Origin of the sequence: Psychroflexus sp. ALD_RP9 (assembly GCF_017311165.1) — a bacterium.
Taxonomy (GTDB): Bacteria; Bacteroidota; Bacteroidia; order Flavobacteriales; family Flavobacteriaceae; genus Psychroflexus.
Map to the genome: position 1 here is coordinate 2,088,576 of NZ_CP062973.1, position 12,226 is coordinate 2,100,801.

A 12,226-nucleotide genomic window follows, 5' to 3' on the forward strand; every position below is an offset into this window, starting at 1 on the left:
TTATGGGTAAAATTATAGGTATAGACTTAGGAACAACAAACTCTTGTGTTTCTGTAATGGAAGGTAATGAGCCAACTGTTATTCCTAATGCCGAAGGAAAAAGAACAACGCCATCTGTTATAGCATTTGTTGAAGATGGTGAAATTAAAGTTGGTGATCCAGCTAAACGTCAAGCCGTTACTAACCCTACTAAAACAGTTGCATCTATCAAACGTTTTATGGGGAACAAGTTTTCAGAGTCTGAGCGTGAAGTTGGTCGCGTACCTTACAAAGTAGTAAAAGGTGAAAATGATACTGCTCGAGTAGATATCGATGGCAGAATGTATACACCTCAAGAATTATCAGCAATGATTCTTCAAAAAATGAAGAAAACTGCAGAAGATTATTTAGGACAAGATGTTTCTGAAGCTGTAATTACAGTTCCAGCTTATTTTAATGACTCTCAACGTCAAGCGACCAAAGAAGCTGGTGAAATTGCTGGTTTAAAAGTAAGTAGAATAATTAACGAACCTACAGCAGCATCTTTAGCTTATGGTTTAGATAAAAAAGATACCGACCAAAAAATTGTTGTATTTGACTTTGGTGGTGGTACTCATGATGTATCTATTCTTGAATTAGGTGATGGTGTCTTTGAAGTTTTAGCAACTGACGGTGACACACATTTAGGTGGTGACGATGTTGATGAAGCTGTAATTGATTGGTTAGCAGAAGAATTTATTAAAGATGAAGATATCGATTTACGCAAGGATGCTATGGCATTACAGCGTTTGAAAGAAGCAGCTGAAAAAGCTAAAATTGAATTATCATCTTCAAGTTCAACTGAAATTAATCTTCCTTATGTTACTGCAACTTCATCAGGACCTAAACACTTGGTAAGAACTCTATCACGTTCTAAATTCGAACAATTAATTTCAGAACTGGTTAAACGTACAATCGCACCATGTGAAAAAGCACTAAAATCTGCAGGATTATCTAAAAGTGATATCGACGAAATTATATTAGTTGGTGGTTCTACTCGTATTCCAGCAGTTCAAAAAGCGGTTGAAGACTTTTTCGGAAAAGCGCCTTCTAAAGGTGTAAATCCAGATGAAGTAGTAGCAATTGGTGCTGCTATACAAGGTGGTGTTTTAACTGGAGATGTTAAAGATGTTTTATTACTTGATGTAACACCTTTATCTCTTGGTATTGAAACAATGGGCGGTGTAAACACTAAGTTAATCGAAGCTAATACGACCATTCCTACCAAAAAGTCACAAATATTCTCGACAGCTCAAGACAATCAGCCTAGTGTTGAAATACATGTTTTACAAGGAGAACGCCCAATGGCAACTGACAATAAAACAATAGGTCGTTTTCATTTAGATGGTATTCCACCAGCAAAACGTGGTACACCTCAAATTGAAGTAACATTTGACATTGATGCCAATGGTATAATTAAAGTTAGCGCTACTGATAAAGCAACAGGAAAATCTCAAGATATCAGAATCGAAGCCTCTTCTGGATTAACTGAAGAAGAAATTGAAAAAATGAAAAAAGAGGCCGAAGCTAATGCTGAAGCAGACAAGAAGACCAAAGAAAAGGTTGAAAAACTTAATGAAGCAGATGCCATGATTTTCCAAACTGAAAGTCAATTAAAAGAATTTGGTGATAAATTGTCTGATGATAAGAAAAAGCCTATTGAAGCTGCTTTAGAAGACTTGAAAAAAGCTCATGAAACAAAAGATTTAGAAAAAGTCACGCCAGCATTAGATAAGCTAAATGAAGAATGGAAAAAAGTATCTGAAGAAATGTATAAAGCGCAAGCCGAAGCACAAGGTGCTCAAGCAGGAGGTGCAGGTGCTGAACAAGCTTCAGGTTCTTCTAGCGATGGTAAAGATGACGTTGAAGACGTAGACTTTGAAGAGGTAAAGTAAGCTTAAGTTTTCAATTGTAAATAAGTAAACCGTCTCAAATTTGAGACGGTTTTTTTATTTAAAAATTATAAGGATAATATAACTTAAAGCAATAACAATTAATATAGTCAAGCAAATTTGCATAAAATAACGATAAGGTCTAGACGGTTTCAACTGATCAAAATTAGACCTTATAACAAGTTTATAGTTAAACCAAGCTAAAACCGGAGAAGATATAAAAGATAAACCTGCAGCAAAATCAACCAATGTTTTAAAACTAGACTTTAAAAAGTAAAGTAAACACAGCGAAGAAATAATAAGTAAAGCCATGTATAGATTATAAAATTTAGAGTTAGATATTTTTGTAGATTTTAAACTAACTGCTTGCAGTCTACTTAAAACTCTTGGATAAGCATCGGCAACAGTTAAAGTGGTACTAAACATTGTTATTAAAGCAATACCTGCAATTAAATGTGTAGACCAAGAACCTAAAGTCTCACTATATAACTCGATAAGTTGTTTCGAAAATTCTACTGCATTAGCTGAAAAAGTGGTTCCTTTACCGTACATAATAAGAACACCTAACAAGAAGAAGAGTACGCCTAAGAAACTTGCTGAAAAATAGCCTAGATTAAAATCTAAAAAACTTTCACTGGCAGACGTTTTATGACTTTTCTCCTTTTCTTTCACCCAAATCGACTGCCATACTGAAGCATCTATAGGAATAGGCATCCAACCCATTAGTACAACTAAAAAACTCAATCCGCTTATAGACCAAAGACGAGTAGTGTTAAAATTAACTGTGCTTGTCTTATACTCAAATATTGCTATGAAAACAGCAATAGTAGTAGCAATTGTGAGTAAGGAAATAACAATTTTTAAAAGAACATCTAATTTACTATAGCTTCCAAATTGTAAAATCAATAAACAAGACATTAAAATAAATGAGCACCACCAAAAATTACTCCAACCAAAATTAAACAAATATTCAGCTAAACCAGCAGTAACTAAGGTAACAGCTGCAAGTATAATAAACATACTGCCAAGAGTAAATACACTAAACGAAACCACAAACCATTTTCCTAAACTTTTGTAACCTTCAACAAGATCTTTTTTTGTTAGTGCTGGATATTGAGCATCAATAGCTAAAAAAGGATATTTAGAAACACAAGCTAAAATGATGGCAATTAACATAATTATACCATAATTAGCACCAGCTCGAGTTGCTTGAACCAAATGAGAAACACCAATTGCTGCTCCAGCAAGCAAAAAACCAGGCCCTAATTTTTTTAAAAATCCACGATTCATTTTAGAGAATTTCAGTTAAAAATAGAATAATTTTTTTAACTCTTTCATCAAATTTTTTTCTCGACACATAAAACCCTTATTTTTATTTACTTTTGTATTGTTTCAATATTACAACCATGCAACAAAAACTTTTACTTAATGCTGAACAAATTCAAATTACACTTCAGCGTTTAGCTTGCCAACTGGTTGAAAATCATAAAGACTTCTCTCAAACTTGCTTAATTGGTATTCAGCCTCGAGGTACTCATGTGCTTGATAGACTTTATAAGATTTTAAAAAACGATTTTAATTTATCTACTTTAGAAGTAGGCAAGCTTGATATTACCTTTTATCGTGACGATTTTAGAAGAACTGATAAACCAATTCAAGCCAATTCAACCTCAATCGATTTTATTGTAGAAGAAAAAAAAGTCGTTTTTATTGATGACGTTCTTTATACAGGTAGAAGTATTCGTTCAGCCTTAACTGCTATACAGTCTTTTGGAAGACCAAAATCAGTTGAATTATTAACTTTAATTGATCGCCGATTTAGTAGGCACTTGCCAATTCAACCTGATTATAAAGGGCGTCAAGTTGATGCCATAAATAACGAGTATGTAAAAGTCTGTTGGAAAGAAATTAATCAAGAAGATGCGGTTTATTTAGTAAAAAGTAACACATGAAAGAATTAAGTGTCAATCATTTATTAGGGATAAAATATCTTAATGAAGCAGATTTACAGCTGATTTTTGAAACTGCAGATCAGTTCAAAGAGGTAATCAATCGACCTATTAAAAAGGTTCCTTCATTACGTGATTTAACCATTGCTAATCTGTTTTTTGAAAATAGCACAAGAACACGGTTATCATTCGAGTTAGCTGAAAAACGATTAAGCGCAGATGTTGTGAACTTTTCAGCAGCTTCATCTTCGGTTAACAAAGGTGAAACTCTTATTGATACTGTTAATAATATACTTTCTATGAAAGTGGATATGGTGGTGATGCGACATCCTAATCCTGGGGCTGGTGTTTTTTTATCGAAGCACATTAAAGCTTCAGTGATTAATGCAGGAGATGGCGCTCATGAACATCCAACTCAAGCTTTATTAGATGCCTATTCTATTCGAGAACAACATTCTAATATAGCTGGTAAAAAAGTGGTTATTGTAGGAGATATTTTACACTCACGCGTGGCCTTAAGTAATATTTTAGCACTTAAAAAACTTGGTGCTGAGGTAAAAGTTTGTGGGCCACTGTCACTAATGCCAAAGTTTATAGAAACCTTGGGTGTAAAAGTTGAACCAAATCTAGAAAAAGCACTTAATTGGTGCGATATAGCCAATATGTTACGGGTACAAAACGAACGTATGGACACATCGTATTTCCCTAATACCAGAGAATATGTACAACAATACGGTGTTAATAAATCTCTATTAAGTCGTCTTGAAAAGCAAATTACAATAATGCATCCTGGACCTATTAATCGCGGAGTTGAAATTACAAGCGATGTCGCCGACTCAGAGCATTCAATTATATTAAACCAAGTTGAAAATGGTGTGGCTGTTAGAATGGCAGTACTCTATTTATTAGCATCAAAAATAAAGGCTTATGCAGATTAATCAACATCCAACTCAAGAAGCGGTTGAAGTGATCCCAACTGAAGAACAACTTTCGGCAATAGCTATTAATTTAGCTAAAACTTACAACGAGACCAAATTACATTTAATTGTAAACTTAATTAATTTTGAGTCTGATCTGCAAATTAATGATTTTTTCAATTTTTTAAAATTATCAAATCATTACAAGTCTAATAAAAAATCCTTTGTTTTAGTAGCACCTCAAATTGATGTTCACCAAATACCAGAAGAGCTTGCTATTGTACCAACTTTAAACGAAGCTTTTGATATTATTGAAATGGAAAATATTGAACGCGATTTAGGTTTTTAATATGATGCACTTGCACATTTTAGGTTGTCACTCGGCAACACCAAAAGCCAAGCTTCATCCAACCGCTCAAGTGCTCGATTTTAATGGTGAGTTATGCTTAATTGATTGTGGCGAAGGAACACAAGTGCGCTTACGCCAACAAAAAATAAAATTTACACGTATTAAGCACATCTTTATTTCGCATTTGCATGGCGATCATTGTTATGGTTTAATAGGTTTAATTTCAACTTTCGGTCTACTAAAACGTGAAGCAGATTTGCATATTTATGGACCAAAAGGCATTAAAAAGTTTATAAATATTCAGTTAGAACTCTCCAAAACCTACATATCATATCAAATAATTTTTCATGAGTTAACTTCAACCAAGGCTGAAATAATTTTAGAGCACAATAAATTTACTGTTGAAACAATACCGCTTGATCATCGTATTTATACAAATGGATTTCTCTTCCGAGGAAAACCTCGAGATCGAAAATTGCTAATCAATCAAGTTGAAGAATTTGGTATTGATGTTGCTTATTATAAAAGCATAAAAAAAGGTAAAGATATTAAGTTAGATGATGGAACTCTAGTAAAAAATGAAGCACTAACTGAAGAACCAAAACCGCCTAATTCTTATGCTTATTGTAGTGATACAGTTTTTAAACCAAGTTTAGCTAGGCAACTTCACCAAGTTGAAGTTTTATATCACGAATCTACTTTTTTAGAAAAAGATGAAGACCTTTGTTTTAAAACAAAACATTCTACAGCCAAACAAGCAGCCATTATTGCTCAAAAAGCTCAAGTCAAACATTTAATTTTAGGTCATTTTTCGGCGCGTTACCGTGATGAAAATGCCTATAAAGTTGAAGCTGAAACTATTTTTGAATCAACTTATTTAGCTAAAAGTGGCCAATGCTTTAGTTTCGAATAAAATTTTATTTTTAGATTAATTTAGTATCTATAACCAACTAAATTTTTATTTTTATTCAAAAGAATTAACAAGTTTCTATGCAAGATAATTTACACGATTACAGAAAATCTTACACCAAGTCTGCCCTAACACGCGATAATTTAGATGCTAATCCTATGCAACAGTTTAGAACTTGGTTTTATGAAGCCGATAACTCTAATACTGTAGATGAAGCTAATGCAATGAGCGTCTCAACAATTGGTGAAGATGGTTTCCCAAAAAGTAGGGTTGTGCTACTTAAATCTTACAATGAGAATGGTTTTGTGTTTTACACCAACTATAATAGTGAAAAAGGTCAGGCTTTAATTAATAACCCGAAAACTTGTTTATCTTTTTTTTGGCCTGCCTTAGAACGTCAAGTTATAATTAAAGGTGTTGCTGAAAAACTTCCAGAACATCAATCAGATAACTACTTTGCTTCACGACCAAAAGGCAGTCAGCTTGGTGCTTTGGTTTCTCCACAAAGTCAAGTGATTAAAAACAGAACTATTTTGGAAGATAAACTTAAAGAGCTTGAGGAAGATTATGCTCATAAAGAAATTAACCGACCAAGAAATTGGGGTGGATTTTTAGTGAAGCCACAGAGTATTGAATTTTGGCAAGGAAGACCAAACCGTTTACACGATCGATTTTTGTTTACTTTACAAGAAGATTTTGATTGGAAAATTGAACGTTTAGCACCATGAGTTTAAAAACTTTAGTTTTAATTAGACATGGCAAATCTTCGTGGTCAAATCCTGAGTTAGATGACTTTTATAGACCACTTAAAAAAAGAGCAATTCATGATGCTGAATTGGTGAGTGAAGCATTTAAAAAAGTAAATACTAAAACATTTTATGCATTATCTAGTGACGCTAAACGCGCTTTTGAAACCGCTAAACTCATAAAAAAAAATTTACCTAAAACAATTATTAATTTAGAAAAAAAGCACGAGTTGTATACCTTTTCGCCTTCAAGCTTATTGGAGGTCATTTTATCAACATCGCCTGATATAAACGAATTAATGATTTTTGGTCATAATCCTGCAATAACCGATGTAGCCAACCAACTCGGTCATCAGTTGTTTAATAATATACCCACAACAGGATTAGTTCAGCTCACTTTTGAAGTTGATAATTGGTCGCAAATTGCCGAGGGCAAAACACAATTTTATTTATTCCCAAAAAATTTACGATAAATGCAAAGATACGTTAATAGAGAATTAAGCTGGCTGCAATTTAATGCACGCGTACTTCAAGAAGCCGCAGACGAATCTGTACCTTTAATAGAACGCCTTCGATTTTTAGGGATTTTTTCGAATAATTTAGATGAATTTTTTAAGGTGCGATATGCAACCGTAAAACGTATTGATATGGCTGGTAAAGCCGGAAAAAAGGTTTTTGGTGGCGTAAAAGCAAGTCGACTGCTTAAAGAAATTACTCAGATAGTTATTAAACATCAAGCCGAAAGTTTAAACATATTGAGTGATATCAAAGAAAAGTTGAAATCTCACAATATATGTATTATAGATGAAACTCAAGTGAAGCCAGAGCAACATAAGTTTATCAAAGACTTTTTTTTACAAAAAGTGAGTCCTGCTTTGGTTACAATCATGTTAAATGAAGTCGAAAAAGTTCCGCATTTAAAAGATTCTAAGGCTTATTTAGCCGTTAAAATGCGCCAAAATGTAGCATCAGAAATTCGAAACCGCTACATTTTAATAGAAGTTCCTACAAACGTTAACAGGTTTATCGTGTTACCTTCAACCGATGATAAACATTATATTATGCTTCTAGATGATTTGATTCGATATAATTTAGATGTACTTTTCAATATTTTTGATTATGAATCAATTTCAGCACACATGGTTAAAATTACCCGTGATGCTGAGCTTGAAATGGAAAGTGATCTTAGTAAAAGTTATATTGAAAAAATTATTGATAGTGTTAAAGATAGAATAGATGGAGATCCAGTTCGGTTTGTTTATGATAAAGAAATAGAGCAAGATACCCTCGATTTTTTACTTAGTAAAATGGGTATAGATAATACGGATAGTTTAATTCCTGGTGGCCGTTATCATAATCGGCGGGATTATATGAAGTTTCCAGACCTTGGTGCAAAACATTTACTTTACGATAAAATAGAACCATTACCAATTAAAGGCGTCAAACTTCAGGGAAGTTTATTAGCAAAACTAAAGGAGAACGATTTTTTACAGTATACACCTTACCATACTTTTTCTTATACCGTAAAATTTTTACGAGAAGCCGCTTTAGACCCTTTAGTTAAGTCGATAAAAATTACAATTTACCGTTTAGCTGAAGTCTCACACATTGCCAGTTCACTAATTAATGCAGTAAAAAATGGTAAATCTGTAACCGTTTCAATAGAGCTACAAGCCCGTTTTGATGAAGCGAATAACATTAAATATGCAGAGAAAATGGAGCGAGAAGGCATTAAACTCATTTTCGGTGTAACGGGATTAAAAGTGCATGCCAAAACCTGTGTTATAGAAAGATTAGAAAATGATAAAGTGGTACGTTATGGCTTTATTAGCACAGGAAATTTTAATGAAAATACAGCAAAAATTTATACAGATTATACTTTATTTACAGCCCATCAAGGTATTTTAAAGGACATAAAAAAAGTATTCGATTTCTTTGAAGTTAATTACAAGATAAAGAAGTATAAGCACCTTATCGTTTCGCCTCATTATTCTCGTGATGCTTTTACAGCTATGATTAATCAAGAAATTGAAAATCATCAAGCGGGGAAACCTTCAGGTATGTGTTTTAAAATGAATAGTTTATCAGATTATGGAATGATAGATAAATTATATGAAGCAAGTCAAGCTGGTGTAAAAATTAAGTTAATTGTTCGTGGTATTTGCTGTTTAAAACCACAAGTTGAAGGTTTAAGCAAAAACATTGAAGTGATTAGCGTAGTCGATAAATTTTTAGAGCACTCAAGATTATATATTTTTGAAAATGATGGCAAACCAAAAGTATTTATTTCTTCAGCAGATTTAATGACCAGAAATCTTGACCATCGTGTCGAAGTAACTTGCCCGATTTATGATGAATCTATAAAAAATGAACTTATAGAAACTTTCAATTTATGTTGGTCAGAAAATGTAAAAGCGCGTGATATGGCTCAGCAAGATACAAATGCTTACAGGGCTGTCCCGTCAAATTCAGCCAAGCATAGAAGTCAGTTTACAACTTATGATTATTATTTAAACGCTTCAAAAAATGCTTAAAATTAGAAAAATTGCCGCCATAGATATTGGGTCAAATGCGGTAAGATTACTCATATCAACCATAACTGAGCCTAAAGGTAAACCAGTAACATTTAAAAAAACCTCTTTAGTTCGTGTGCCAATTCGTTTGGGGCAAGATGTGTTTACCTCTGGTCAAGTAAGTATTTACAATCAAAAACGAATGCTAAAAACGATGAAAGCTTTTAAGTTTTTAATGGAATGCCATGAAATTGAAGACTATAGAGCTTGTGCCACTTCAGCAATGCGCGATGCTGGTAACAGAAATGAATTAGTTGAAACAATTAAACAACAAGCCAACATTTCAATAGAGATTATTGATGGTGAAGATGAAGCTAGTATTATTGCTGCAACTGACTTACAAGCACTCATTGAAGAAGATAAAAATTATTTGTATGTTGATGTTGGTGGCGGAAGTACAGAGTTTACTTTATATGTACAAGGGAAAACAAAAGCTTCAAAATCTTTTAAAATTGGTACAGTAAGGCTTTTAAACAACGGCGTTTCAGATGAACTTTGGCAAGAAGCTGAACAATGGGTTAAATATAATACCAAAGGAATCAGTCGCTTGCAAATGATAGGTTCTGGTGGTAATATTAATAACATTTTTAAGTCTAGTGGTAAAAAACCTGGTAAAACCTTGTCTTACTTTTATTTAAGTTCGTATTATCAACTACTTAAATCCCTAACTTACGAAGAGCGAATTTCTCAACTAAATTTAAACCAAGACCGTGCTGATGTTATTATTCCAGCTGCTGAAATATACTTATCAGCGATGAATTGGAGTAGGGCAAGAGCAATACATGTTCCTAAAATAGGCCTTGCTGACGGCATTATAAAATCAATTTACAATAAAACTAAGGGAGCTAAGATTTAAGCGAGTTCTTTGATTAATTCAGGTTGATAGCTATTTTTAATCTTATCAGCTAAAAATTCTGCATCAGTTTTAACACCACCTAAGGTTGCTGAAGCCCTTGTGTGTAACCATGGTAGCCCCATAAAATATAGACCTTTTATGTGGCTGACTCCACGTTCATGAACTGGATAGCCATCTTTGTCAAGCTCTAAACCTTCAATCCAATCAAACTTAGGTCTATAACCGGTCGCCCAAACTATATTTTTAACGTCAGTTAATTTTTTTTGTTTTGTTTCAATAATATTTCCTTCAGCGTTTAAAGTGTGACCAACAGGAATAACGTTTTTTCGGCTTAAAATACCTCTTACATCAGTCCCAATGACTGGTTGTTTAGATTCACTTATTTTTTTTCCTAACCATGAATTTTTAGAAATGCTGAGGTAGCCTGTTTTTGTAAACCACCACCACAGTGTTTTACCTAAGATTTCTTGAGGTAAACTTTTAACGCTTGTGTCTCCAGAAAAATAAACAGTATCATTCCTTGAGCTTGAAATTTCGTTTAAAATTTGATATCCAGAATCTCCTGCACCTACAACTAATACATTTCCAGGGTTTAGCTGCGAAGGATTTTTGTAGTAATTACTGTGTATTTGAAATATAGAGGCATCAATATATTTGTGAAATCTGGGCGTATGCGGGATGTGAAATGGGCCAGTGGCAACAACTACGTTTTTAGCCTTTGTAATTCCATTGTTATGAGTAACTTCAAAGTGGGTAGATTTTTTATTGATTTCTTCAACCAACGTATCAAGTTGCACCGGAAAATTGAAGTGTTTTACATATTTTTTAAAATAGTTGGCAACTTGGTGTTTATTTGGGTATTTGCCATTTTCAGCAGGAAAATCAAGACCTTTAAGATGATTAAATTCAGTTGGTGTAAACAGTTTAAGTGAATCCCAGCGGTTAAGCCAAGAAGCACCAATTTCTTCTTCTTTGTCTAAAATTACAAAGTTGTATTGAAGCTTTTGGAGTTCGTAAGCTATGGCTAATCCAGCTTGAGCTGCACCAATGATCACAAAATCTAACATCTATAAATATTTTGGTTAATCTGCAATATACTAAATTTTAATGCAACCGTTTTTGATAGTTTTTGTAAATCAGTAAAATCAGGACACCAAAACAAACCGCAACTACAATTAAAATGGCATTTAAAATACCACTTGCTGAAAATGATAATTTAATAAGAATTGTTGATATAATAAACCCAGAATTTCTAATGACGCGACTAAACTCATCAGTTTGAAGAAACGAAAATAAAAGCAAAAGTACATCTACTATAATTAAGATTGTAAAAAACTCATCAAAAAAAACATTATTTACCGATTTTATACGCTTTGAAATTTCATCAGGCTGTAAATCTAAATGATTAACCCAGTTAATCAATGAATATATAGCAATTATTGCGATAATCGGAACGAGTATACTTGCTAAGATTTTTTTTACGTTTATGTAGACTTTTGTTTTCTGGTTAATTTCTTTTTCTGAAGTTTTAAGTTGTTTATTAATGCTATAAAAGCCTAGAATTAGAGCAAACAATATTAAAGTTGCAATAATATCAATGGTAAATTCTAAGTCGCCAGAAATTGAAAACCAATTTGGTGAAAATTCAAGTTTTGACAGGTCGTAAAATAATTTACGAATTAAAATTAACGTAATAATTTCATATTGTTTACCAATATAGTTGGTAATTGATTTAGGAATATAAAACACCAACAAATAGACTTCATAAATTAATATGATTGAAAACGGTGTGTAAATTGCCGAAAGTGGACTAATAAATAATTCTTTGAAGATTCCAGAATCAATTAAGCCAAAATCAACTAAACCTATAAAGATGAGATGTACCAAAAACGATACTATAGCAACATAAACAACAATTTTTTCTAAGTTAGTTTTAAAACTGTCGTTGAGAAAAAAATAATTAGCAATATTAAGATTCATATTTCAAGTTACAAACTATAAGCTAAAGCCGACTTG

Annotated in this window: 12 protein-coding genes; 9 read left to right on the forward strand and 3 right to left on the reverse strand. The window is 32.8% G+C overall.

Going from position 1 to position 12,226, the window contains the following annotated elements; translation table 11 throughout:
• Positions 1 to 2 precede the first annotated feature (2 nt).
• Positions 3 to 1,913, forward strand: coding sequence for a molecular chaperone DnaK (gene dnaK / locus IMZ30_RS09905; RefSeq protein WP_207038147.1), 1,911 nt, complete (start codon positions 3 to 5; stop codon positions 1,911 to 1,913).
• A 54-nt stretch (positions 1,914 to 1,967) separates the two neighbouring features.
• On the opposite strand, the gene IMZ30_RS09910 is transcribed toward dnaK, so the two are convergent.
• Positions 1,968 to 3,200 carry an NRAMP family divalent metal transporter gene (locus IMZ30_RS09910; RefSeq protein ID WP_207038148.1) on the reverse strand — a complete coding sequence of 411 codons (1,233 nt, stop codon included), beginning with the start codon at positions 3,198 to 3,200 and terminating at the stop codon, positions 1,968 to 1,970.
• Between the two features lie 116 nt (positions 3,201 to 3,316).
• Here IMZ30_RS09910 and pyrR point away from each other — a divergent pair, with 116 nt between their 5' ends.
• The 8 genes from pyrR to IMZ30_RS09950 all read left to right on the forward strand — a co-directional run bounded on the left by pyrR (position 3,317) and on the right by IMZ30_RS09950 (position 10,210).
• Complete coding sequence (pyrR, locus tag IMZ30_RS09915; protein ID WP_207038149.1) at positions 3,317 to 3,862, forward strand: bifunctional pyr operon transcriptional regulator/uracil phosphoribosyltransferase PyrR; 546 nt, start codon at positions 3,317 to 3,319, stop codon at positions 3,860 to 3,862.
• Entirely contained in the window at positions 3,859 to 4,797 is a 939-nt protein-coding gene (locus IMZ30_RS09920) for an aspartate carbamoyltransferase catalytic subunit (RefSeq protein WP_207038150.1), read from the forward strand. Before pyrR ends, IMZ30_RS09920 begins: the two co-directional genes overlap by 4 nt.
• Positions 4,787 to 5,125: a ribonuclease Z gene (locus IMZ30_RS09925; protein WP_207038151.1), complete on the forward strand. Its 339-nt coding sequence runs from the start codon at positions 4,787 to 4,789 to the stop codon at positions 5,123 to 5,125. Before IMZ30_RS09920 ends, IMZ30_RS09925 begins: the two co-directional genes overlap by 11 nt.
• Position 5,126: 1 nt before the next feature.
• Positions 5,127 to 6,038, forward strand: coding sequence for a ribonuclease Z (locus IMZ30_RS09930; RefSeq protein WP_317194389.1), 912 nt, complete (start codon positions 5,127 to 5,129; stop codon positions 6,036 to 6,038).
• 77 nt (positions 6,039 to 6,115) lie between these two features.
• The gene (pdxH, locus tag IMZ30_RS09935) at positions 6,116 to 6,763 is read left to right on the forward strand and encodes a pyridoxamine 5'-phosphate oxidase (protein ID WP_207038152.1); all 648 of its coding nucleotides are present in this window, start codon (positions 6,116 to 6,118) and stop codon (positions 6,761 to 6,763) included.
• Complete coding sequence (locus IMZ30_RS09940) at positions 6,760 to 7,254, forward strand: SixA phosphatase family protein (protein WP_207038153.1); 495 nt, start codon at positions 6,760 to 6,762, stop codon at positions 7,252 to 7,254. Before pdxH ends, IMZ30_RS09940 begins: the two co-directional genes overlap by 4 nt.
• The gene (gene ppk1 / locus IMZ30_RS09945; RefSeq protein WP_207038154.1) at positions 7,255 to 9,315 is read left to right on the forward strand and encodes a polyphosphate kinase 1; all 2,061 of its coding nucleotides are present in this window, start codon (positions 7,255 to 7,257) and stop codon (positions 9,313 to 9,315) included. It abuts the gene before it with no gap.
• Positions 9,308 to 10,210 (forward strand): exopolyphosphatase, encoded by a 903-nt coding sequence (locus tag IMZ30_RS09950; protein WP_207038155.1) that lies wholly within the window; start codon positions 9,308 to 9,310, stop codon positions 10,208 to 10,210. Before ppk1 ends, IMZ30_RS09950 begins: the two co-directional genes overlap by 8 nt.
• Here the strand turns inward: IMZ30_RS09950 and IMZ30_RS09955 are convergent.
• Positions 10,207 to 11,277, reverse strand: coding sequence for a flavin-containing monooxygenase (locus IMZ30_RS09955; protein WP_207038156.1), 1,071 nt, complete (start codon positions 11,275 to 11,277; stop codon positions 10,207 to 10,209). The two genes, IMZ30_RS09950 and IMZ30_RS09955, sit on opposite strands and share 4 nt — an antisense overlap.
• A gap of 37 nt (positions 11,278 to 11,314) precedes the next feature.
• The gene (locus IMZ30_RS09960) at positions 11,315 to 12,190 is read right to left on the reverse strand and encodes a hypothetical protein (RefSeq protein ID WP_207038157.1); all 876 of its coding nucleotides are present in this window, start codon (positions 12,188 to 12,190) and stop codon (positions 11,315 to 11,317) included.
• Positions 12,191 to 12,226: the final 36 nt, after the last annotated feature.

What these genes read in the sequence shown, in the direction of transcription:
- dnaK (WP_207038147.1), top strand. Translation starts at nt 3, where the DNA reads ATGGGTAAAATTATAGGTATAGACTTAGGAACAACAAACTCTTGTGTT.
- IMZ30_RS09910 (WP_207038148.1), bottom strand. Translation starts at nt 3,200, where the DNA reads ATGAATCGTGGATTTTTAAAAAAATTAGGGCCTGGTTTTTTGCTTGCT.
- pyrR (WP_207038149.1), top strand. Translation starts at nt 3,317, where the DNA reads ATGCAACAAAAACTTTTACTTAATGCTGAACAAATTCAAATTACACTT.
- IMZ30_RS09920 (WP_207038150.1), top strand. Translation starts at nt 3,859, where the DNA reads ATGAAAGAATTAAGTGTCAATCATTTATTAGGGATAAAATATCTTAAT.
- IMZ30_RS09925 (WP_207038151.1), top strand. Translation starts at nt 4,787, where the DNA reads ATGCAGATTAATCAACATCCAACTCAAGAAGCGGTTGAAGTGATCCCA.
- IMZ30_RS09930 (WP_317194389.1), top strand. Translation starts at nt 5,127, where the DNA reads ATGATGCACTTGCACATTTTAGGTTGTCACTCGGCAACACCAAAAGCC.
- pdxH (WP_207038152.1), top strand. Translation starts at nt 6,116, where the DNA reads ATGCAAGATAATTTACACGATTACAGAAAATCTTACACCAAGTCTGCC.
- IMZ30_RS09940 (WP_207038153.1), top strand. Translation starts at nt 6,760, where the DNA reads ATGAGTTTAAAAACTTTAGTTTTAATTAGACATGGCAAATCTTCGTGG.
- ppk1 (WP_207038154.1), top strand. Translation starts at nt 7,255, where the DNA reads ATGCAAAGATACGTTAATAGAGAATTAAGCTGGCTGCAATTTAATGCA.
- IMZ30_RS09950 (WP_207038155.1), top strand. Translation starts at nt 9,308, where the DNA reads ATGCTTAAAATTAGAAAAATTGCCGCCATAGATATTGGGTCAAATGCG.
- IMZ30_RS09955 (WP_207038156.1), bottom strand. Translation starts at nt 11,277, where the DNA reads ATGTTAGATTTTGTGATCATTGGTGCAGCTCAAGCTGGATTAGCCATA.
- IMZ30_RS09960 (WP_207038157.1), bottom strand. Translation starts at nt 12,190, where the DNA reads ATGAATCTTAATATTGCTAATTATTTTTTTCTCAACGACAGTTTTAAA.